At 72.4% G+C, this 22,040-nt stretch carries 19 protein-coding genes and 1 tRNA gene; 18 read left to right on the top strand and 2 right to left on the bottom strand.

Going from position 1 to position 22,040, the window contains the following annotated elements:
• Positions 1-25: 25 nt before the first annotated feature.
• Together ACFQRI_RS13790 and ACFQRI_RS13785 are read left to right on the top strand one after the other, a co-directional pair.
• A complete protein-coding gene (locus tag ACFQRI_RS13790; RefSeq protein WP_380668393.1) occupies positions 26-1,342 on the top strand; it encodes a glucosyltransferase in 1,317 nt (438 codons plus the stop codon).
• A 114-nt stretch (positions 1,343-1,456) separates the two neighbouring features.
• Complete coding sequence (locus tag ACFQRI_RS13785) at positions 1,457-4,666, top strand: glycosyltransferase (RefSeq protein ID WP_380668391.1); 3,210 nt, start codon at positions 1,457-1,459, stop codon at positions 4,664-4,666.
• Between the two features lie 91 nt (positions 4,667-4,757).
• Here the strand turns inward: ACFQRI_RS13785 and ACFQRI_RS13780 are convergent, their stop codons facing one another.
• Positions 4,758-6,059 (bottom strand): SHOCT domain-containing protein, encoded by a 1,302-nt coding sequence (locus ACFQRI_RS13780; protein ID WP_380668389.1) that lies wholly within the window; start codon positions 6,057-6,059, stop codon positions 4,758-4,760.
• Between the two features lie 196 nt (positions 6,060-6,255).
• On the opposite strand from ACFQRI_RS13780, the gene ACFQRI_RS13775 reads away from it, so the two are divergent.
• The 3 genes from ACFQRI_RS13775 (at position 6,256) to ACFQRI_RS13765 (ending at position 9,046) form a co-directional block, all read left to right on the top strand.
• On the top strand, positions 6,256-7,761 hold the full coding sequence (locus ACFQRI_RS13775) for an acyltransferase family protein (protein ID WP_380668387.1): 1,506 nt from the start codon (positions 6,256-6,258) through the stop codon (positions 7,759-7,761).
• Positions 7,762-7,782: 21 nt separating this feature from the next.
• Positions 7,783-8,448, top strand: a complete 666-nt coding sequence (msrA, locus tag ACFQRI_RS13770; RefSeq protein ID WP_380668385.1) for a peptide-methionine (S)-S-oxide reductase MsrA — start codon at positions 7,783-7,785, stop codon at positions 8,446-8,448.
• 241 nt (positions 8,449-8,689) lie between these two features.
• A complete protein-coding gene (locus ACFQRI_RS13765; RefSeq protein ID WP_380668741.1) occupies positions 8,690-9,046 on the top strand; it encodes a helix-turn-helix domain-containing protein in 357 nt (118 codons plus the stop codon).
• On the opposite strand, the gene ACFQRI_RS13760 is transcribed toward ACFQRI_RS13765, so the two are convergent.
• Positions 9,000-9,072: transfer RNA gene (locus tag ACFQRI_RS13760), tRNA-Gly, on the bottom strand. The genes ACFQRI_RS13765 and ACFQRI_RS13760 overlap by 47 nt on opposite strands.
• 237 nt (positions 9,073-9,309) lie before the next feature.
• Between ACFQRI_RS13760 and ACFQRI_RS13755 the strand changes: the two genes are divergently transcribed.
• From ACFQRI_RS13755 to ACFQRI_RS13695, 13 genes are all read left to right on the top strand, one after another.
• Positions 9,310-9,747, top strand: a complete 438-nt coding sequence (locus ACFQRI_RS13755) for a DUF983 domain-containing protein (RefSeq protein WP_380668383.1) — start codon at positions 9,310-9,312, stop codon at positions 9,745-9,747.
• Between the two features lie 28 nt (positions 9,748-9,775).
• Complete coding sequence (locus ACFQRI_RS13750) at positions 9,776-10,627, top strand: Fpg/Nei family DNA glycosylase (RefSeq protein WP_380668381.1); 852 nt, start codon at positions 9,776-9,778, stop codon at positions 10,625-10,627.
• 168 nt (positions 10,628-10,795) lie between these two features.
• The gene (locus ACFQRI_RS13745) at positions 10,796-12,046 is read left to right on the top strand and encodes a histidine kinase (protein WP_380668379.1); all 1,251 of its coding nucleotides are present in this window, start codon (positions 10,796-10,798) and stop codon (positions 12,044-12,046) included.
• A 10-nt stretch (positions 12,047-12,056) separates the two neighbouring features.
• The gene (locus ACFQRI_RS13740) at positions 12,057-12,959 is read left to right on the top strand and encodes a S49 family peptidase (protein ID WP_380668377.1); all 903 of its coding nucleotides are present in this window, start codon (positions 12,057-12,059) and stop codon (positions 12,957-12,959) included.
• Positions 12,960-13,204: 245 nt separating this feature from the next.
• Positions 13,205-14,050 (top strand): LytR/AlgR family response regulator transcription factor, encoded by an 846-nt coding sequence (locus ACFQRI_RS13735; RefSeq protein ID WP_380668375.1) that lies wholly within the window; start codon positions 13,205-13,207, stop codon positions 14,048-14,050.
• 7 nt (positions 14,051-14,057) lie between these two features.
• Positions 14,058-14,462, top strand: a complete 405-nt coding sequence (locus tag ACFQRI_RS13730; protein WP_380668373.1) for a hypothetical protein — start codon at positions 14,058-14,060, stop codon at positions 14,460-14,462.
• Positions 14,463-14,666: 204 nt separating this feature from the next.
• Entirely contained in the window at positions 14,667-16,409 is a 1,743-nt protein-coding gene (locus ACFQRI_RS13725; RefSeq protein WP_380668371.1) for a sodium/solute symporter, read from the top strand.
• A 344-nt stretch (positions 16,410-16,753) separates the two neighbouring features.
• The gene (locus ACFQRI_RS13720; RefSeq protein ID WP_380668367.1) at positions 16,754-17,104 is read left to right on the top strand and encodes a DUF485 domain-containing protein; all 351 of its coding nucleotides are present in this window, start codon (positions 16,754-16,756) and stop codon (positions 17,102-17,104) included.
• Positions 17,101-18,723, top strand: a complete 1,623-nt coding sequence (locus tag ACFQRI_RS13715; protein WP_380668365.1) for a solute symporter family protein — start codon at positions 17,101-17,103, stop codon at positions 18,721-18,723. Before ACFQRI_RS13720 ends, ACFQRI_RS13715 begins: the two co-directional genes overlap by 4 nt.
• Positions 18,724-18,826: 103 nt before the next feature.
• Entirely contained in the window at positions 18,827-19,183 is a 357-nt protein-coding gene (locus ACFQRI_RS13710) for a rhodanese-like domain-containing protein (RefSeq protein WP_380668363.1), read from the top strand.
• The gene (locus tag ACFQRI_RS13705) at positions 19,180-20,091 is read left to right on the top strand and encodes a DUF4328 domain-containing protein (protein ID WP_380668361.1); all 912 of its coding nucleotides are present in this window, start codon (positions 19,180-19,182) and stop codon (positions 20,089-20,091) included. The genes ACFQRI_RS13710 and ACFQRI_RS13705 overlap by 4 nt, the downstream gene beginning before the upstream one ends.
• A gap of 71 nt (positions 20,092-20,162) precedes the next feature.
• Positions 20,163-20,969, top strand: coding sequence for a glycerophosphodiester phosphodiesterase family protein (locus tag ACFQRI_RS13700; protein WP_380668359.1), 807 nt, complete (start codon positions 20,163-20,165; stop codon positions 20,967-20,969).
• Positions 20,970-20,993: 24 nt separating this feature from the next.
• Entirely contained in the window at positions 20,994-21,941 is a 948-nt protein-coding gene (locus ACFQRI_RS13695) for a DUF5926 family protein (protein WP_380668357.1), read from the top strand.
• The last annotated feature ends 99 nt before the right edge of the window (positions 21,942-22,040 follow it).

Raw genomic sequence — 22,040 nt, 5'->3', positions numbered from 1 at the left:
CCGGGGCGGGCGGTGCGGGATCGCGGTGCTCAGCGCCGGTTGGGTGCTGCTGGCCGCTTGGCTCCAGCTCGTCCGGGGCTCCGGGCTCGGGGCCGCCGACGTGGTCTGGGCCGAGGACGGCGGCGTCTTCCTCGACGACGCCCTGCGCACCACGACGTGGCAGGCGCTGACCGCTCCGCACGCCGGCTACCTGCAACTGGTCGCGCGGCTGGCGGCGGAGCCGGTCTCCCTGCTGCCCCCGACGCGGATGGCCACCGGGCTCGCCGTCGTGGCAGCGCTGGTCGTGGGCCTGGTCTCGCTGCTCGTGTGGTTCGCGAGCGCTCGGGTGCTCGCGGCGCCGTGGGCGCGGGTGCTGGCGACCGCCCTGGTGCCGCTGCTCCCGCAGGCCGGTTTCGAGGTCAACGCCTCGGTGGCCAACCTGCACTGGTACCTGGCGTACGCGGCGTTCTGGATCTTGCTCGCCTCGCCGAGGTCGACCCGGGGGCGGATCGCCGGTGCCGCGGTCGGGGCGCTGGCCGTCCTGTCGGATCCGCTCGCCGTGCTGGTGCTGCCCGCCGCGCTGGTGGGAGCGGCGCTGCGGCACCGGGTCGCCCTGGCCACGCCCGCGGCGATGCTCCTCGCGCTCGTGCCGCAGGTGCACGCGTACTCGCAGACCACGACGATGGCGTGGGCGGAGACCCGGCTCGGCGACTTGCCGCGGATCTACGGGTTGCGGGTGCTGACCAGCGGTGCCGTCGGCGACCGCGCGCTCGGCCCGGTCTACGAGCAGTTCGGGACACCGGTGGTGGCGCTGGTGTCGGCCGGTGTGCTCGCGGTTCTGGCAGCGCTCGCGGCCCGCAGCGATCGCGCGGCGCGCCTGACGGCCGCGGTGGCGATCGAGATCTCGGTGCTCTACCTCTGCGTTCCCGTCGGGGTGCGCGGCGGGGTGGTCGGCGGGACCGGCGCTCTGCTGGACCGCGACCCGTTCAGCCTCGGGGGCTCCCGCTACACGATCGTCCCGATCCTGCTGCTGTGGGTGGCGGTGCTGGTTCTCGCCGACAGCACGACCCGGCGGTGGCGCGGTGGTCGCGCCCTTCCGGTGGCCGCCGGGATCGCGGCTCTGCTGGTCGCGCAGCTGCTCGGCGACTGGGCGGGCGCTTCCGTTCGCTCCCGCGGCCCCGTCTGGGTCGCCGATGTGCAGCGCGCCGCCGCGATCTGCCGCGAACCGCGCCACCTGCGACCGCCGCAGGTCGCGCCGGTGTTCGCCGATCCCCCCGGGGCGGACGAGGTCGTGATCACCGTCGCGCCGCAGGTCGGGGCCGATCCGTTCGGCGTCGTGCTGCCCTGCTCGGTCCTGTCCTGAGCGACGGGAACCCGATCTGCGCCCGCGTTGGAACGAGCTTCCCCGAACGGCGTCGAACGGGGTTCGCCGAGCGATAGCCTTTGTCCAAAACGTGGCTTTCGGCGAGGGAGTTCGATGGACGAGCGGCTGATCGACTGGACCGGGGAGCGGTGCGTTCCCTGGGCCGACGACGTGCAGGTGGTCTACGAGCACTACCACCGGTACGCGTTGGCGGCCCGCTTCGTCCGCGGCAAGCGCGTGCTCGACCTGGCCTGCGGCGAGGGCTACGGCGCCGCGCTGCTGGCCGAGGAGGGGGCCGAGGTCGTCGGCGTGGACGTCGACGAGCGCACCGTCGAGCACGCCCGGCGCAACTACCCGGGCATCGACTTCCGGATCGGCTCGATCACCGACCCCGAGCTGCTGGCCGACGCGGCTCCCTTCGACGTGATCACCTGCTTCGAGGCCATCGAGCACGTCAGCGACCACGCGGCGGTGCTGGCGCTGGTCAAGGCCCGGCTCGCCCAGGGCGGGCTGTTCATCAGCAGCACCCCGGACACCGCCGTCTACAGCCACGAGCACGGCAACGACAACCCGTTCCACGTCCACGAGCTCACCGCGCAGGAGTACCACTCGCTGCTGGAGGACGACTTCCGCCACGTGGCGGTGCTCAAGCAGAACGTCACCGCGGGCTCGCTGCTGGTGCCCTTCGACCACGGGGACCCGGACACCGCGATCGAGGGGGTCCGGCTGCAGACCATCGAGCAGGTGCAGGACTCCTGGGCGGTGCGGCAGGGGGTGCCGCACACCTACCTGGTCGGCATCGCCTCCAACCGGCAGCTGCCCAAGCTGCCCGCCGCCGCGGTCCTCACCGACGCCGCGCTGAGCATCGCGCGCGGTGCCGACACCGGTTCGCTGCAGCGCGAGCGGGACGAGGCGGTCGCCGACGTGGCCAAGCTCAACGAGCTCTACCAGCGCAGCCGCAGCGAGTCCGAGGAGCTCAAGGGCGCCGTCGCGCGGCTGGAGGAGCTCCGCAAGGAGCAGGAGGCCCGCGCGGACCGGGCCACCGGCGAGCTGACCGGGGTCACCGGCGAGTTGACCCGGCGGGAGCAGGACGCCGAGCGCGCCCAGGCGCGCATCGACTGGCTGCGCGACACCGTCGCCCGGTTGGAGACCCGCGTCGCCGAGGCCGAGCAGCGGTCGGCCGAACTCGCCGAGCGCAACGCCGAGCTGGCCGCGCAGAACTCGGCGCTGGTGCAGCGTGCGGTGACCAAGTACCGCAAGGTCGTCGAGCGGGTCGCGCCGCGCGGCACCGGCCGCCGCGACGCCTACGAGATCCTGCTCGGCCGCGAGCCCGGTGCGCCGCAGGTCGCCGAGGTGCCCGAAACCGGCCCGCTGCCCGTGCCGCGCAGCGAGAAGCCCTCGGTCAGCGTGATCGTGCCGGTGCACGGCAAGTGGTCCTACACCCGGCAGTGCCTGCGGATGCTGGCCGGGCACGTCGTCTCGGTGCCCTTCGAGGTGATCGTCGTCGACGACGCCTCGCCCGACGACAGCGCCGCGCGGCTCGCCGAGTGCGAGGGCGTCCGGCTGGTGCGCGCCGAGCGCAACCTCGGGTTCATCGGCGCCTGCAACCTCGGCGCCGAGCACGCCCGCGGCGAGTACCTGTTCTTCCTGAACAACGATGCCGAGGTCACCGAGTCCTGGCTGGACGTGCTGATCGACACCGCGCGCTCCGACGACCGCATCGGGATGGTCGGGGCGAAGCTGGTCTACCCGGACGGCAGGCTGCAGGAGTGCGGCGGGATCGTGTGGGCCGACGGCACCGGCTGGAACTACGGGCGCGACCGCGACGCGGCCGGTGCCGAGTTCAACGTGCTGCGCGACGTGGACTACTGCTCCGGCGCGGCGATCCTGGTGCGCACCGACGTCTTCGAGCAGGTCGGCGGGTTCGACTCGCGGTTCGCGCCCGCCTACTACGAGGACACCGACCTGGCCTTCGCGATCCGCGCGGCCGGGTACCGCACGGTGGTGCAGCCCGAGGCCGTCGTGGTGCACCACGAGGGCGTGTCCAACGGGACCGACGAGGGCACGGGGGTGAAGAAGCACCAGGAGCTCAACCGCCGGGTCTTCGTCGAGAAGTGGGCCGGGACGCTGGCCGCCGAGCACCTGCCCGCGGCCTCGCCGCGCAACCTCTGGCTGGCCCGGCAGCGCGGCACCCGCGGTCACCGCGGTCCGCTCGTGCTGGTCAAGGACCACCAGGTGCCGCGCCCGGACTTCGACTCCGGTTCGGTGCGCATCCGGCGGGTGCTGGAGCAGCTGGTCGAGCTGGGTTGCCGGGTGGTGTTCCTGCCCGCCAACCACGCCGCGCTGGCGCCCTACACCGAGCAGCTGCAGCAGCGGGGCGTCACCGTGCTGCCCGAGCCCGAGCTGCAGCAGGCCTTCCTGCACGAGGCGGGGCCGGAGATCTCGCTCGCGCTGCTGTCCCGCCCGCAGGTCGCCTGGAGCCTGCTGGAGGAGCTGCGCACCCGCGCGCCGCAGGCGGTGGTCGCCTACGACACGGTGGACGTGCACTTCCTGCGCCTGGAGCGGGAGGCCGAGCTGGCCGAGCGGCAGGGCGAGCCGGAGCGGGCGGAAGCGCTGACCCGCAAGGCCTTCGCCTCCCGGCAGATGGAGCTGGGCCTGACCCGCGCCTGCGACGTGACCTTGGTGGTCTCCGAGGCCGAGCAGGCGCTGCTGCGCGAGCTGGTGCCGGAGGCCGACGTCCGAGTGCTGTCCAACGTGCACCAGATCCCCGACGAGCAGGCGCGGCCCGCGGGGCGCCGGGACGTGCTGTTCGTCGGCAGCTTCGACCACCCGCCGAACGTCGACGCGGCGTGCTGGGCCGCCCGCGAGATCATGCCGCTGGTCCGGCGGAGCTGCCCGGACGCGGTGCTGCACGTGGTCGGCAGCAACCCGACCGACGAGGTGCGCGCCCTGGAGGGCCCGGGGGTGCGGGTGCACGGCTGGGTCGCCGAGCTGGAGCCGGAGTACGCCGCGGCCCGGGTGGTGCTGGCCCCGCTGCGGTTCGGCGCCGGGGTGAAGGGCAAGGTGGGCGAGAGCCTCGCGCTGGGCGTCCCGGTCGTGGGCACCTCGATCGCCGCCGAGGGCATGCACCTGCGCCCCGGCGAGGAGGTGCTGCTCGGCGACGACGCCGAGTCCCTGGCCGAGGGCGTGCGCACCCTGCTCGAGCAGGACGAGACCTGGACCCGGTTGTCCGCCGCGGGCAAGGACGCGGTGGCCCGCCAGTTCGGCCCCGAGGCCTCCCGGGCGGCTCTCCAGGACCTCCTGGCCAAGCTCGACCTCGGCTGAGCGGGCGCGGGGCACCTCCTTCGCCGGAGGTGCGGTCGCGCCCGGGCGGCCGCCACCCGAACCGCCGGGCAGCGGGCTCCCCGAGCGGCGCTCAGCTCTTCGCCGTCGGCGGGGTCTGGGCGAGCTGCTGGTCGAGGAGGGTCTTGAACGCGCCGCGAGCGGCGTCCTCGGCCGCCGGGTCGCCCGAGACGTCCAGGATGATCGCGTAGTTGTGGGCCACGTAGGCGGTGCGGAAGGTGCCGCCGGTGGAGACCACCGGAACGCCCTGGTAGGACAGCGACTCGACCTCGGACAGGCCGCGCTGGTTGTCCAGGTACTTGTCGGCCACCGTCTTCGCCGCCTCCTGGTCGGGCAGCTTCAGCGCGATCAGCGTGGACTTCGGATCGACCCCGTCGGTGCCGTTGAACCAGCCCTCGACCAGGCCGTTCTGCAGCGCGGTCTGCGCGAGGCCCTGCGGCAGCAGGCCGGACTTGGGGCCCTGCAGGCTCGGCACGTCCAGCGGCCCGGCCCACGGGTGCGGCGGCCCGGGCACCGCGACCAGGGCCTCCGGCGTGGCGCCCGGAGCGGGCTTGGCGGCGGGCGGTTCGGGCAGCGGATCGCTGGTCGCGGTCGGCGCGGGCGGCGGGGGAGCGGCCGGGCTGGGCTCGGAGGCCCGGTCGTCGCCTCGGCTGGTGAAGAAGAACACCGCGGCGACGATCACCGCGACCAGCAGCACCGCGCCGAGGAACAGCCCGGTGATCAGCTTGCCCTTGCCGGGCTTGCCCGCGCCCTCGAAGACCTCGGGGCCCTGCCGCATCCACGGCGCGTCACCGGTCTCGGTCGATCCGGGCAGGCCGTCGCCCCACGGCGTTCCGGTGGTCTCCACCGGGCCCCAGGCGGGCTGCTGGGGCTGCGGTTGCTGCGGCCACGGCGCCTGCGCGGCCTGCGGCGGTCCCCACTGCGGCGGGGGCGGCGGGGTGACGCTGTGCGGGCCGGAACCCTCCGCGGGCTGGGCGAACGGCCGGACGACCTGGGTGGTCTCCTCGCCGGTGCCGGTCTGCTGGGCGCCCTGCTTGGCGGCGTCGCTCCAGCTGAAGGCCGGCGGGAACGGGTCCTTCTCCCCGGGCTGGGCGACCTGCGCGGTCGGCTCCTGGCCCGCGACGGGCTCGACGTTGCGGGTCGGTTCCTCGCCCGGCACGGGCTGCACGTTCCTGGTGGGTTCCTCGCCCGCGAGCTCGGCGGTGCCCTCGCCCTCGCCGGGCTCACCGGAGGGGTCCTCCTGCGGGAAGCCCGCGGAGTTGTCGTCCTGCTCCCGGGCGAGCAGGGCGTCGCGGCGCTGTCGGTACTCCTCCGCGGAGATGCGTCCCGCTGCGAGTTCGGCGTCGAGGTTCTGCAACTCGTCTTGCCAGGTCACCGATAGGCCCTTTCCGGATGTTCACGATCGCGCGAGCCATTCTGGCACCCCGAGGTGGGTGATCGGGTTCGGTGTCCGGATAACGAAACAACTCCGTGCCCTGCGTGACCTGGGGGTCACTGGCGCAAAGCGCTTCGGGCGAGCCCCGGCCGCCGCTAGGCTACGCAGCGTTCGGCAAGCCGGGGTTGACGAGGTGATGTTGGTGGGTGCAGCGCGCGTCGAGCACGCTCGCCCGGAGTTGTTCGCCGACCCCGCGCACGGGTTCGCCTGGATCCGCATGATCGGCGCCCTGCTGGTGATCTACGGGCACAGCTCCCCGCTGTCCGGGCACGGCGACCTGTTCCCGGCCTGGTGGCCGGTGCAGCCCGACGAGGGCGTGCTGATGGGCTTCTTCGCCATGAGCGGCTTCCAGATCACCGAGAGCTGGATGCGCGACCCGCACCCCGGCCGGTTCGCCGCCAAGCGGGTGCTGCGGCTGTGGCCCCCGATGCTGACCGTCTCGGTGGGCATGGCGCTGATCGTCGGGCCGCTGGTCAGCGATCTCCCGGTGGGCGAGTACTTCGCGGCGCACGGCACCTGGGCCTACATCGTCGACAACGCGGGGCTGGTCACCCTCCAGCACGAGCTCCCGGGGGTGTTCGCCGACAACCCCTGGCCGGACGCGGTGAACGGCTCGCTGTGGACGCTGCCGATGGAGCTGCTGGCCTACGCGGGCCTGTTCGTGCTGCTCGTGGCGGGCACGGCGAAGCGCGAGCGGCGCTGGCTGGCGGTCGTGGCGCTGGTCGCGCTGGTGATCTGGGACCGGCACCTGGAGCAGACGCCGGGCGCGGAGTCGGCGGGTTCGCTGCTGAGCGTGCCGGTGGAGTCGCTGGTGGCGTTCCTGGTGGCCTTCGCGCTGGGCGTCGTGCTCAACCTGTACCGGGTGCCGCTGTCGCCGCTGGCCGCCGCGGCGGGCCTGGTGGTGCTGGCGCTGATGCCCAACAGCATCGCCGCGTCGTTCCTGATGGCCTTCGCGGTCAGCTACGCCGTGGTGGTCGCGGGGCACTTCTGGCCGGAGCGGCTGACCGTGCCGGGGGTGTGGGTCAACGGCAGCTACGGCGTGTACGTCTGGGGCTTCCCGACGCAGCAGCTGCTGGCCATGGCCGGGATCCGCAACGAGTGGATCATGCTGGTCTGCGCGGCGCCGATCGCCTACGTGCTGGGCACGCTGTCGTGGAAGTTCGTCGAGGACCCGACGATGAAGCTGCGCCACCTGCTCACCCCGGCCCCCGAGCGCGAGCCGGAGCCGCTGGCCGACCCGGACTCCGAGGTGACCCGGCAGCACGACGCGGTGCCCCCGGAGCCGACCCGGCCCGAACCCGCGCGCGCGGAACCGCCGCGGCGGCCGCGACCTGAACCGCCCCGCGCGGAACCGCCGCCCCGCCCAGAACCGGCGAGGGCCGAACCGCCCCGCGTCGAACCGCCGAGGGCGGGGCCGCAGGCCAGGCAGGACGCCGTGTGGCGCCCGCCGCCGCGCCCCGCTCCGCAGCCGCCCGGGCACCGCCAGCCCCCGCGCCCGCCGACCGCGGCGGAGGATTCGCCGCTGGCCAGGCGGCTCTCCGGCGAGGTCGAGGGGGCGCCGCGCCCGCCGCGGCCCGGGCCCGGGGAAACCCGGCAGGTGCGGCCGCGAGGTGCCGATCCCAACCGCCGGGACCTGCGCTGACCGGGGCGTATCGTGGTGCTCATGGCGCTTTTCGGTGCGAGGACGAGCATGATCGACCCGGCGTCGGCCCTCCCGGGCCGCGACGCCCCGATGCCGGTCGACCCGCAGCACGCGGTGTTCCCGGACCGCAGCTTCGTCGGCCCGTTCCCCGAGGGCACGGCCACGGCGGTGGTGGGCATGGGCTGCTTCTGGGGTGCCGAGCGGGTCTTCTGGCGGACCGAGGGCGTGTGGACCACCGCGGTCGGCTACGCGGGCGGTCACACCCCGAACCCGACCTACGAGGAGGTCTGCTCCGGCCTGACCGGGCACACCGAAGCGGTCCTGGTCGTCTTCGACCCGGAGCGGATCAGCTACCCGCAGCTGCTGAAGGTCTTCTGGGAGAACCACGACCCCACCCAGGGCATGCGCCAGGGCAACGACCTGGGCACCCAGTACCGCTCGGCGATCTACTGCACCGACGAGCAGCAGCGCGCCGAGGCCGAGGCGAGCCGCGAGGCGTTCGGACGAGCGCTCGCGCAAGCGGGCAAGGGGCCGATCACCACGGAGATCGCCGACCTCCAGGCCTTCTACTACGCCGAGACCTACCACCAGCAGTACCTCTCGGACGCCAAGAACCCCGACGGCTACTGCGGCCTGGGCGGCACCGGCGTCAGCTGCCCGGTGGGCACCGGCGTCCAGCAGGACTGATCCACCCGAGTCGGCCCCGGCCGCGTCCGGAGCAGCGGTGCGCGTTCGACGACTGATGTCGCTCGATGGTGAACGCGCTGGGTTCGAGCTCGGTCCTGCGCGCGTTCCTCAACGGCCGCCTTCCACGTCGACCTGCTCGCCGAGCGAGGACCGCTACTGGCTGAGCCGTACGCGCGACAGCTCAGCGGCGAGCTCCGGGAACTCCGGTTCCGTCTGGACGGGAACTCCGTTCGGATGACCTGTGATCGCGTCAGGACGGCGGATCGTGCTGCTGCCGGCGTTCCGGAAGACCCGGGCCCAGCTGGCGGGAGCCGCGGGTGCGACGCAGCCCGCCGCGGCTCGTTTCGAAGCCGGGGGCACGTCCCCGCCATTTCCGCTGATCGAGCGGTTGGCACGCGCGCTCGGCGTTGAACTCGTGGTGAAGTTCGACGGCCGGAGCGGCGCGGCCCGCCCGGATCGCACGGCCAGCGCCTCCCGGGGATCCGACGCACCGCCCGGGACGAACGGCGAGGAGCCCGGTCCAACCGCTGTGGACCGGGCTCCTCGCACCGAGCGGATGACGGGACTCGAACCCGCGACCCTCACCTTGGCAAGGTGATGCGCTACCAGCTGCGCTACATCCGCGTATTCATCGCGTCCGGGAGCTCGTCGCTCCGTTTCGCTGTTGGTGAGTACTTTAGCGCACCGTTCAACGGGGGTTCAGAGGGGGGTCCCCTTTCGCGCAGCGGACGGGTGACTCGGGCGGCGCGCGCTTGGCGCGACCAGGGGCCATGATCGACAATGGCGGGCGCCGCCGACGACCGGTCGGCGGGCGACGTGTTGGCGTTCCAGCGACCAGCCCGGGTGGGCGGGGAGGCGACGATGAACCGGGTGGTGCGAGGCTCCGACGGCCGGGAGTGGACGATCAAGGCCAACCTGGAGTGGTCCAACCCGATCGCGGTGGACGAGTTCGAGCACGAGGTCAACGGCGGTTCCGGGCCGGCGATCATCGTGGGCGCGGCGCTGGCGGCGCTGGTGGTGCTGTTCATCGCCTGGACGCCCGACGAGGTGATCGTGCCGTGGTGGCTGATCCTCGTCCTCGTGCTGGCGGTCCTGTTCTTCCCGGCCCGCTGGTTGATCCACCGCCCGTGGTCGGTCTACGCAGCGACGCCGGGGGACGCCGACGAGAACCCGCCGGAGACCTGGGTGGGCGTGGTGCGCGGCTACGTGGACGCGCGCGCCGAGGTCTCCAAGGTCGCCCGCGAGATCGAGCTCTACGCCGAGCCGGACATGAACGGCAGCCTGCAACCCACCGAGTGAACCCCGGGGTTTCGGGCACACTGGGTGGATGCCGGAACTTCCCGAGGTCGAGGCGTTGGCGCAGCACCTGCGCGCGCACGCGGTCGGCCGGTCGGTGAGCCGCGTCGACCTGGCTTCGATGAGCGCGCTCAAGACCGCGCAGCCCTCGCACGCCGAGCTGGCCGGGCGGGTGGTGACCGACGCGCGGCGGCACGGCAAGTACCTGGACCTGGACTGCGCGGGTCTGCACCTGGTGTGCCACCTGGCGCGGGCGGGCTGGCTGCGCTGGTCCGACGAGCTCTCGCCGGTGCCGCCGAAGCCGGGCAGGGGGCCGATCGCGCTGCGCGTGCACCTCGGCGGCCCGGGCTTCGACCTGACCGAGGCGGGGACGCAGAAGAGCCTCGCGGTCTGGGTCGTCGGCGAGGCGTCCGAGGTGCCCGGCATCGCCAAGCTGGGGCCGGACGCGCTGGAGATCGACGTCGCGGGGCTGGCCGGGGTGCTGCGCGGTCGCACCGAGCGGATCAAGACGCTGCTGACCGACCAGTCCGCGCTGGCCGGCATCGGCAACGCCTATTCGGATGAGATCCTGCACGCCGCGAAGCTGTCCCCGTTCGCCGCCGCCGGCCGGCTGGACGACGCCGCCGTGAACCGGCTGCACGCCTGTGCTCAGGAGATCCTCCGGGATGCCGTGCAGCGCTCGGTGGGCCAGGACGCTGCGCGGCTGAAGGCGGAGAAGCGCTCCGGGATGCGGGTGCACGGCCGCGCCGGGTTGCCGTGCCCGGTGTGCGGTGACACGGTCCGGGAAGTCTCCTACAGCGAGCGGTCGTTGCAGTACTGCCCGACCTGCCAGACCGGGGGCAAGCAGCTGGCGGACCGGCGGATGTCCCGCCTGCTGAAGTGACCCTTCCACAGCCTGTGGATAACTCGGCGAGTTATGCACAGGCCATCTGGCCTGCGCACGTGCCGTTCTCCCGCTGGGCGGAAGGTTCCGAGACCGTTCACCGACGAAAATCCCGCACTTACCGTAGTCGCCTTGATTCCTTCCGTGCGGGTCGGGCAGATTGATGTTGTGGCGGAGTTGTTGACGGAGCGGACGGTCTTGACCACGCTCGCTGCGCTCGCCGTGCTCGGGATGTTCGTGTTGCTGTGCCGGGCGCGCCGGGTGAGCACCTCGGTGGAGGACGCCACGCTGGCGGCCCTGCACCGGGTGACCAGCGTGGCGCCGTTCCTGCGCGCCGGCCTGAACCAGGAGTCGGCCGATGGCGCGGCTCCGCACCTGCGCAAGTTGCTGTCCTGCGTGGCGGTGGGCATCGTGGACGCCGACGGCACCCTGCTGACCTGGGACGGCGAGGCCAACCACCACTACGCCGACCTGCGCACCAAGATCGAGCAGGTGCTGCGCACCGGCAAGCGGGACTTCCTGGACCACGGCGACGTGGTCTGCGAGCAGCGCCCTTGCCCGATGCGGCACGGCGCGGTGGTCCCGCTGAAGGTCGAGGGCGAGGTGCGCGGCGCGCTGACCGTCATCGCCGGCGGCGACCGCAAGCGGCTGATGGTGGCCGCGGGCGAGGTGGCGCACTACGTGTCCACCCAGCTGGAGCTGGCCGAGCTGCAGGAGTCCAAGGAGCGCTTGGCGCAGGCCGAGGTGCGCGCGCTGCGCGCGCAGATCTCCCCGCACTTCATCTACAACGCCCTCAACACCATCGGTTCGCTGATCCGCACCGACCCGGAGCACGCGCGGGACCTGCTGCAGGAGTTCGCCGACTTCACCCGCTACTCGTTCCGCAACAGCGGGCTCTACACGACGCTGGCCGACGAGATCCGCAACATCGACCGCTACCTGACCCTGGAGAGCGCGCGGTTCGGTCCGGACCGGCTCAACGTCGAGCTCAAGATCGCCCCCGAGGTGCTGCCCGTGGTGGTGCCGTTCCTGGCGTTGCAGCCGCTGGTGGAGAACGCGGTGCGGCACGGGCTGGCGAACAAGCCGGGCGGCGGCACCGTGTCGGTCACCGCGGAGGACCGCGGTTCCGAGGCCTTGATCAGCGTCGACGACGACGGTATCGGGATGGACCCGGAGCTGCTCGACGCGGAGCTGGCCAACGCGCACCTCACCGGCGCGCACGTGGGGCTCGGCAACATCAACAACCGGATGCGGGCCACCTTCGGCAACGACTACGGCCTGGTGGTCGAGACCGAGCAGGGCGCGGGCATGAAGGTCATCATGCGGGTGCCGAAGTTCGCTCCCGGGGTTCGCCCGGCCGCGCACCCGGTGGGCGAGCCGCCCGTGGGGTTGGCCGCCGGACCGGCCGTGAGCCGGTAGCGTTCTGGGCATGAACGACAACGCACCGCAGAAGCTCGCCGATCTGGTGAGCAGCGTTACCGGGAAGTTGCCGGGCAAGCTCGCCGAGAAGGCCGAGCGCGGTCCGGTGGTGGCGGTGGTCAAGCTGCACGGGCCGATCACGCCGCAGCCCTCGCCGATGAGCAGGCCGACGATCTCGTTGCAGACCACCGAATCCGCGCTGACCCGAGCGTTCGGCCAGGACCGGCTGTCCGCGGTGGTGCTGTCGATCAACTCGCCGGGCGGCGCACCGACGCAGTCCGCGCTGGTCGCCGACCGGATCCGCGGGTTGGCCGACGAGAAGGGCGTGCCGGTGCTGGCGTTCTGCGAGGACGTCGCCGCCTCCGGCGGCTACTGGCTGGCCTGCGCCGCCGACGAGATCTACGCGCACAAGACTTCGCTGGTCGGTTCGGTGGGCGTGGTCAGCGCGTCGTTCGGGATGACCGGCCTGATGGAGAAGCTCGGCGTGGAGCGCCGGGTCTACGCCGCGGGCGAGAACAAGGTGCGGCTGGACCCCTTCCGCCCGGAGAAGGAGGAGGACGTGCAGTGGCTGCGCGGCCTGCAGGACGAGCTGCACGGGCAGTTCACCGATTGGGTGCGGCAGCGGCGCGGCGGCCGGCTCACCGGTACGGCCGAGGAGCTGTTCTCCGGCGAGGTGTGGACCGGGGCGAAGGCCGACGAGCTGGGGCTCGTCGACGGCGTCGGCACGCTGCGCGAGATCGTGGAGAGCAAGTACCCGGACGCGCACGTCCAGACGGTGGAGGCGCGCAAGCCGCTGCTGGCGAGGCTGGGGATGGGCGCGCAGACCGCGCTGGGGCGCGGCCCCGCCGAGAACGTGCTCTCCGCGCTGGACGCGCTGGAGCACCGGGCCCTGTGGAACCGCTTCGGGCTGTGATCCGCGGGTCGGTTCCCGACTTGCCCCGAACGGAGCAACGCCTCGACGTTGATCGACTCCCGTGAACGGAGTAATAATCTGGTCGGGCTGGGCGAAAAACTGCTCTGCTGAGCTGAAAGCGGTGCCGAGCTGCTCGCGGAGAGCGGGGTTGCCGCGCTGACAACGGGTTCCGGGATTCGTCTTGGCGTGGTACCTGATCGGGACATGGACAGGTGCGCCGGTGGCGCGGCACGATTTGGAATGCTGTGAGTACACGTGAGAATCCCGCCGGGCTCGTCGTCCTCGCGGTCGACGACGAGCGCGCCGGTCTGGACGAGATGCAGTACCTGCTCGGCAGCAATCCACGCGTCGGGCGGGTGCTGACGGCCTTCGACGCGGCGGAGGCGCTGCGCCTGCTGCGCAGCGACGACTCCGAGCTGGCGGGTCGCCGCGACGGTGACGAGCCCACGGTGGACGCCGTGTTCGCCGACGTCTCGATGCCGGGGCTGAGCGGGATGGAGCTCGCGCGCGTGCTCGCCGCTTTCCGCAACCCGCCCGCGCTGGTGTTCATCACCGGGCACGAGGAGAACGCGCTGGAGGCCTTCGAGGTCGGGGCGCTGGACTACATCATGAAACCGGCCAACTCCGACCGCGTGGACCGCGCGCTGCGCGCCATCGAGAAGAACAAGCAGCAGGACGCGATCGGCGACGCTTCCCGGCCGCAGCGGCAGCTGGAGGTTCCCGGCCCGGACGACGACGAGGTCATCCCGGTCGAGCTCGCTGGCACCACGCGGATGATCCCGCGCAAGGAGGTCCGCTGGGTCGAGGCGCAGGGCGACTACGCGCGGCTGCACACCACCGAGGGCTCGCACCTGGTGCGGATCCCGCTGGCCCAGCTGGAGGAACGCTGGTCGGAGGCCGGTTTCCTGCGCATCCACCGCTCCTTCCTGGTGTCGCTGGCGCTGGTCACCGAGCTCCGGATGTCCTCGTCGGGGTACTCGGTGGTCCTCGGCGGCGGCCCGGCCACCGAGCTGCCGGTCTCGCGCAGGCACACCCGCGAGCTCAAGGACCGCCTGGTGCGCGCACCGCGGCAGGGCTGGGACGAGCAGTGAGGCGTCGATGAGCCCCGAGGGCTTCGACATCAGGGCCCGGCTCGGCGACTCCTCGCCGCGGCCCCGCCGCAAGCGCGTGGTGCTGGCCGACCGGCGCGGCCGCCAGGTCCCGCGGGTGCGCGTGGAGCTGGAGGAGCAGACCGGAGCGTTCGAGGGCCTGGTCCGCGACCTGGTCGAGCGGCAGCTGCGCACCGCGCTGCTGCTCGCCGCCGTGACCGGGGTCGTGCTCTTCGGCCTGCCGCTGCTGTTCTGGCTGGTTCCGGAGATCGGCGAGTTCGCCCCGTGGGGTCTGCGGATCCCGTGGCTGGTGCTCGGCGTGCTGATCTACCCGGTCCTCGTCGCGATCGGCCTGGTGTGCACCCGCCTGGCCGAGCGCAACGAGGAGGACTTCGCGAACATGCTCGACGACTGAGGCGCTTCGTGGACCTGCTGCGGGAGGTGCGGGTGGGGGAGCTGAGCGAGTTCGCGACGACCTCGCCGCGATGGACCCCGGCGGCGCGAGCGACCCGGGCGCTCGCCGGCAGGAGCGCGCAGCTCCTCGAAGGCGCCGGCGGTCTGGCATGATCTTGGTCGAAGGCCCTCCCCGGGACGGCTCTGCCCTGGACGACGTGGTGCGATGATCTCCAACCTCTGGTCCCTGGCCGGCGTCGCGCTGATCGTCGCGGCGACGGTAGGCATCGGCCTGTGGGGTTCGAACTCCGCGCGCACCAAGGACTTCTCCGCCGCGCGCAAGCCGGTGCGCGAGGAGCGCAACGCCGCGGCGATCTCCGGCGAGTACCTCTCCGCCGCGTCCTTCCTGGGCGTGGCGGGCCTGGTGCTCAAGGACGGCGTCGACGCGCTGTGGTACCCGGTCGGGTTCGCCGCCGGATATCTCGCGCTGATGCTGTTCGTGGTCGCGCCGATGCGCAGGTCCGGCGCCTTCACCATGCCCGACTTCGTCGAGGCGCGGCTGAACTCGCTCGACCTGCGCTCGCTGTGCACCGTCTTCGTGCTGATCATCGGCTGGCTGTACCTGGTGCCGCAGCTGCAGGCCGCCGGGCTGACGCTCTCGGCGATCACCGGCTTCCGGCAGCACTACGCCGGGATCCTGGTGGTCGCGATGCTGGTGCACCTGAGCATCGTGACCGGGCTGATGCGCGCGGTGACGCTGGTGCAGGCCTTCCAGTACTGGGTGAAGCTGTTCGCGATCACCCTGCCCGCCTTCGCGCTGCTGCTGGTGTTCGTCACCGGCCCGCCGCAGCAGGCGTTGGACGAGCCGGTGCCGCCGCACTTCCCGCGGGACACCGCGGTGCACATCGACACCCGGGTGGCGCTCCAGGTCAGCGAGCCGGTCTGGCTCAGCAGGTCCGATCGGGGCGGTGAACCCGGAGCGGTCTACCTGCAGCCGGGGCGGCACGTCGTGGAGGCGGGCAGCGAGCTCCGCTTCCCGGCGGGGGCGGCGGTGCCGGTGGTCTCGGACGCCGAGCCGAGCAACGCCGAGTGGCTGCTGCCGCAGCGCGGCGGGACCACGGGCCTGCTGGAGACCTACTCGATCCTGATCGCGACGTTCCTGGGCACGATGGGTCTGCCGCACGTCCTGGCCCGGTTCTACGCCAACCCCTCCGGGGCCGGCGCGCGACGCACCTCGCTGTACGTGCTGGCGCTGCTGGGCGCGTTCTACCTGTTCCCGACCATCTTCGGCCTGCTGTCCCGGCTCTACGTGCCGAAGTTGCTGGTGACCGGCAACACCGACGCGGCGGTGCTGCTGCTGCCGCACGCGATGCTGGGCAACTGGGCGGGCGGGGCGCTGGCCGCGGTGACCGCGGCGGGCGCGTTCGCGGCGTTCCTGTCCACCTCCTCCGGGCTGGTGGTCAGCCTCGCCGGGGTGCTGTCCTCCCGGGACGGCCTGTGGGGGCGCACCATGAGCTTCCGCACGGCCGCCGCGGTGTCCTGCGCGGTCCCGGTGCTGCTGGCGATGCCGATGGACGACCACAACATCGCGCGCAGCGTGGGGCTGGCCTTCGCGATGGCGGCTTCCACGTTCTGCCCGGTGCTGGTGCTGGGGATCTGGTGGCGCGGGCTGACCGATGTCGGCGCGGCCTGCGGGATGCTCGCCGGCGGCGTGCTGGTCGGGGTGTTCGCGCTGGCGGGCATGGCCGGCGGCGACGCCTGGTGGGCGGGTCTGGCCGGGCAGCCCGCGCTGGTCACGGTGCCGGTCTCCTTCCTGGTGACCTGGGGGGTCAGCCGCGCCACCCGCAACCGGGTGCCCAGCGGCGTCGGGCGCCTGATGCTGCGCCTGCACGCGCCGGACCGCCTCGGGTTCATGAACACCTCGCTGACCCAGGAAGCGGGCCCGTCGGGCGGGAAGCACCAGCGCTGAGGAGCACCCCGGGATCGGCCGGCAGCAGGAAGCGCGTTCCCGCCGATCGGTGGAATCGTTGGTGCGGAAGGCCTTTTGCCACCGCAATCAACTACTTTCGGATGCTAGCCAGCTCGGATTTTCGGGAGATCAATAGTCCGAACGGATGAAAAACCGGCCAAAAGTCGCATTTTCGCGGGGACTGTTCCGCGTATCGTTCTTCACTCGATCGTTAGCGTTCGTACTCCTAACGGACCTTCACACCGGATGCCCGGCCTCCGTAGCGTTCCGGCGTTGTTGACGTGCTGGTACACGCCTCGGCGAAGCGCTCGGGGCGTGGCCTTTTTGCTGGTGGGAGGAGAGCCGTGGGAGCCACGGACCAAGACGGGTCCGGGTCCGGTATTAACGCCGAAACCTGGGCCGCTGCGCAAAGCAGTCCCGAATTCGCTTCACTGCGGCGAAAGCTGCGCAACTTCATCTTCCCGGTATCGGCGTTGTTCCTGGTCTGGTACCTGGTGTACGTGCTGCTCGCCGACTACGCGCACGGATTCATGAGCATCAAGCTGGTCGGCAACATCAACGTCGGATTGGTGCTCGGTCTCCTGCAGTTCGCGTCCACCTTCGCGATCACGACGTGGTACGTGGCGTACGCGAACAAGAACCTCGACCCGATCGCCGAGGAAATCAAGGAAACGGTCGAGGGAGGCGAGAAGTGAACCTGGTGCACGCATCCCAGCCGCTGGCGCAGACCGCGACCGGCGGGAACCCGTTGCTCAACATCGGCATCTTCGCGCTGTTCGTGGTCGCAACGCTGTTCGTGGTCTTCCGGGCCAGCAAGAACACCAAGACCGCCGCCGACTACTACGCCGCCGGCCGCTCGTTCAAGGGCTGGCAGAACGGCATCGCGATCTCCGGTGACTACCTGTCCGCCGCGTCGTTCCTCGGCATCGCCGGCGCCATCGCGGTCAACGGCTACGACGGCTTCCTGTACTCGATCGGCTTCCTGGTCGCCTGGCTGGTGGCCCTGCTGCTGGTCGCCGAGCTGCTGCGGAACACCGGCAAGTACACGATGGGCGACGTGCTCAGCTTCCGGATGCAGGAGCGTCCGGTGCGCACCGCGGCCTCGGTGTCCACGCTGGCCGTGAGCTTCTTCTACCTGCTGGCCCAGATGGCCGGTGCGGGCGGGCTCGTCGCGCTGCTGCTCGGCGTGACCAGCTCGGCCGCGCAGTCGCTGGTGATCGCCGTGGTCGGTGCCGTGATGATCGCCTACGTGCTGATCGGCGGCATGAAGGGCACCACCTGGGTGCAGATCATCAAGGCCGCGCTGCTGATCGCGGGCACCTTCGTGATGAGCGTGTGGGTGCTGGGCATGTACGGCTTCAACCTCTCCGGGCTGCTCGGCCACGCCGCCGAGGTCGGCGGGGAGAGCCTGCTCAACCCGGGCGCCAAGTACGGCGAGTCGTCCACCAGCAGGCTGGACTTCCTGTCGCTGGGGCTGGCGCTGGTGCTGGGCACCGCGGGTCTGCCGCACGTGCTGATGCGCTTCTACACCGTGCCGACGGCCAAGGAGGCGCGCCGCTCGGTGGTCTGGGCGATCTGGCTGATCGGCCTGTTCTACCTGTTCACCCTGGTGCTGGGTTACGGCGCGGGCGCGCTGGTGGGCGCCGACAAGATCAAGAACGCTCCGGGCGCGGCGAACTCGGCGGCTCCGCTGCTGGCGTCCTACCTGGGCGGGCCGCTGCTGCTGGGCTTCATCTCCGCGGTCGCCTTCGCCACCATCCTCGCGGTCGTGGCGGGCCTGACGATCACGGCCTCGGCGTCGTTCGCGCACGACATCTACGCCAACGTGATCAAGCGGGGCGCGGTCGACGACAAGAACTCCGAGGTCCGGGTCGCGCGGATCACCGCCGTGGTCATCGGTGTGCTGTCGATCCTGGGCGGCATCGCGGCCAACGGCCAGAACGTGGCGTTCCTGGTGGCGCTGGCCTTCGCGGTCGCGGCCTCGGCGAACCTGCCGACGCTGCTGTACTCGCTGTTCTGGAAGCGCTTCAACACCACCGGTGCGCTGTCCTCGATGTACGGCGGTCTGATCATCACGGTCGTGCTGATCGTGCTGTCCCCGGCCGTCTCCGGCAACGAGGACGCGATGTTCCCCGGCTTGGACTTCGCGGTGTTCCCGCTGCAGAACCCGGGCCTGATCTCGATCCCGCTGTCGTTCCTGCTCGGTTACCTGGGCACGATCTTCAGCAAGGACGAGGACGGCGGCGAGAGGTACGCCGAGATGGAGGTCCGCTCCCTCACCGGAGCGGGCGCCGAGAAGGAGGTCAGCCACTGACCTGCTGCTGATCGCGAGCGCCCCGGGCCGCTTCGGCCCGGGGCGCTTCGTCTTCGGTGTCCCCTCACGCGCAGTTGACACAACTCGTGGCAGCATCGGGACCGTGACTACTCCACCCCCTGGACAGGTGCCCGGCGTGCAGCCGGAGGAACTGCCCGAGCAGCTGCCGGAGGGCAGTGCGCTGCTCGACGTCCGCGAGGCCGACGAGTGGCGAGCCGGGCACGCGCCCGAGGCCGTGCACGTGCCGATGAGCGAGCTCGTGCAGCGGCTCGACGAGATCCCCGAGGCCGATCACCTCTACGTGATCTGCCGGTCCGGCGGCCGGTCGGCGAAGGTCACCGCCTACCTCAACGCCAATGGCTGGGACGCGGTCAACGTCGAGCGCGGGATGAACGGCTGGTCGTCCATCGGCAGGCCGCTGGTGTCCGAGGAAGCCGACGGCGAGCCCTTCGTGCTGTGACGAACCAACCCCGGCAGCAGCGGGCGGAGTGGGTCGCCACCCCGCCCGGCGGTCCGCGCCGCGTCGCGCCGCCGCGCAGGCCGCGGCCCTACACCGGACCGCCCTCCTACCCGGCGGTGCCGCGCTGGGGCTTCCCGCTGCTGGCGTGGCGCTGGCCGCTGGCGCTGCCGACCCACCGGCGGGTCGACCCGATGGTGCGCGTCGAGGCGAGCGCCGGAACCGCGCTCGCGGTCCTGTGGGTGACCGCCGGGGTGGCCGCGCTGGCCACCGCCGCCGAGATCTGGCGCTACGTCCTGCTGCTGCTCAGCCGGGACGGGGCCCTGTCGCGCACCGTGCTGGCGATCTCCGACGCGCTGGTCGGCACCACCGGGCTGATCCTCTGGCTGCTCGGGGTGGTCTCCGGCGTGTTCGTCGTGCTGTGGGGCCTGCGCGCGCGCTCGGCCGCTGCCGAGCGAACCGGGATGCGCCCCGCGCGCCCGGACTGGCAGGTCGTGGTGGGCGCGCTGGTGCCGGGCCTGAACCTGTTCGTGCCCGGCTCGGCGCTGGCCGAGCTGGAGCACTCGGTGCTGGTGGCGGAGGGCGCCCGCGAGCGCGGGGCGCGCCCCTCGCCGAGCCTGGCGGTGCGGTCGTGGTGGGTGCTGTGGGCGGCCACCGCGCTGCTCGGCCTGCTGGTGTTCGCGTGGGGCTTCCGGGAGGGCGTCCAGGCGCTGGCCGACGGCGTCGTGCTGCACGCGATCAACGACGCGCTGGTCACCTCGCTGGCCGTGCTCACCGCGCGCGTCGTGCACGAGCTGACCCGGCTGCTCGCCCCGCTCGACCCCACGGGCCTGCGCCGCTACCGGGTCCGCGCGGTCCGCGCCGCCCCGCCGGCCGAGCGACCGGCCCGGCCGTCCACGGCACCGCGCTGACCCCGCCTCGCCCGGACGGGTCGGCGCCGCGCCAGCCGCGTCGCGTGGCCCGGGGCCGGTCCGCGCGGATAATGGGCGACGTGTCGCCGATCCCCGATGTCGTCGCGCACCGGGGGGCTTCCTCCGCACGCGCCGAACACACCAGAGGTGCCTACGAGCTGGCTCTGCAGCAGGGCGCCGACGCCGTCGAGTGCGACGTGCGGATAAGCCGGGACGGACGGCTGGTGTGCGTGCACGACCGCCGCGTCGACCGGACCTCCACCGGCCGCGGCGCGGTCAGCGGGCTGACCGTCGCCGAGATGGCCTCCCTGGACTTCGCCTCCTGGCACGACCCGGCCCGGACCGAGCTGGGAGTGCTCACGCTCGACGAGCTGCTCGGCATGCTGCGCGACGGCGGCCACGGAACCCGGCTGTTCGTGGAGACCAAGCACCCGGCCCGCTACCGGGGGCTGGTCGAGCACCGGCTGGCCGAACTGCTGGCCCGGCACGGCCTGGCCGCCCCGCGGGTCCGCGCCGAGGCACCGGTGCTGATGATGTCCTTCGCCGAGGCCGCGGTGCGCCGCTTCAAGCTGGCCGCCCCGCGGGTGCCCACGGTGCTGCTGCTGTCCCGGATCAGCCGTGCGCGCCGCGGCGGGGTGCTGCCCGAGTGGGCCGACCTGGCGGGCCCGGACGTGCGGCTGCTCCGCGCGGACCCCGGCTTCGCCGCGCGCGTGGCCGCGCTCGGGCGGGACACCTACTGCTGGACGGTCGACGAGCCCGCCGACGTCGAGCTGTGCCGGCGCTCGGGTGTGCGCTACGTGGCGACCAACCGCCCCGAGGCGACCCGCTCCCACCTGGATGATCCGGGTTTGGCCCGGTTCGGTAGCGTCGCTGAGTAGTCACCGCTAGCGATTGGATCTGCCGTGTCGAAGCGAGCCGCCGCCACCAAGCCCCAGCCGGAAGGCGCCGTCGGTCCGCGTCAGCCCTGCCCGTGCGGTTCCGGCAAGCGCTACAAGAACTGCCACGGTCGTTCCGGTGGCGCCGCCGACGTGATCGTGACCAGGCCGTTCGAGGGCCTGGCCGTCGAGCCCGAGCTGGTGGCGCTGCGCGAGTTCGTGCCGTCGGCGACCGCGAAGCTGCCGCTGCGCGACGGCTCGGACGTCACCCTGGCCAGCGTGCTGCCGATGGCCGCCGCCGCGCTGCGCCGCACCGACGACGTCGCCTTCGTCGGGATGCAGGTGCAGACCCACTCCGGCGACATCAGCCGCGACCTGACCCGCGCGATCGAGTGGGTCGGCCGGGCCGAGCCGGGCCAGTCGCTGTCGGTCGTCGGACCGGAGTCCGCGGAACCGGGCAGCATCCCGCCGCGGCTGCAGGACGTGCTGGACCCCGAGGCCAAGCTGGACGTCGAGCTGCACTCGGACTTCTCCTGGTGGCTTCCCGAGGACGTGGAGCCGACCGGCGAGGTCGCGCTGTCCCTGGAGCGGGCGAACGCGGCGATCATGCCCACCGACCGGCTCAACGGCGTCGAGGCCGCCTACTGGGTGGACGCCGGCGAGAAGGCGCACCTGCGCTGGGTCCGCCGGGAGCCGGAGGAGAAGCTGCTGGCCGCGATGGCCCGGCTGTCCGCGCGCGGCGAGCTCGCCCTCGGCGAGGGCAGCCGGTACGCTGGGTCGTTCCGGGCGCACGGGCTGCTGGTGCCGGTGTGGGACCTGGACCGCGACATGCACGCCCGCGAGTGGGACGAGCCCGCCGCCGAGCTGGGCCGCAGGCTGGAGGAGGCGCTGACCTCCCTCGACGACCAGCAGCTGGACGCCGCCGAGCGCCGCGCGCGGGACGGTCTGCGCGGTCGGCAGGTGACCATCCGCTGAGTGTCGGATACTCCTTCCGCGCAGCGGTGCCGCCGCGTGCCGCTGCGCGGAATGGGTGATCTCGGCTCGATCGGGCAACCCGCGGGCGGTTGCGCGCGT

Source organism: Saccharopolyspora griseoalba (genome assembly GCF_042665275.1).
GTDB classification, from domain to species: domain Bacteria; phylum Actinomycetota; class Actinomycetes; order Mycobacteriales; family Pseudonocardiaceae; genus Saccharopolyspora; species Saccharopolyspora griseoalba.
Note: the sequence above shows the minus strand (reverse complement) of the source record. Positions and strands in the feature narration are given on the sequence as shown.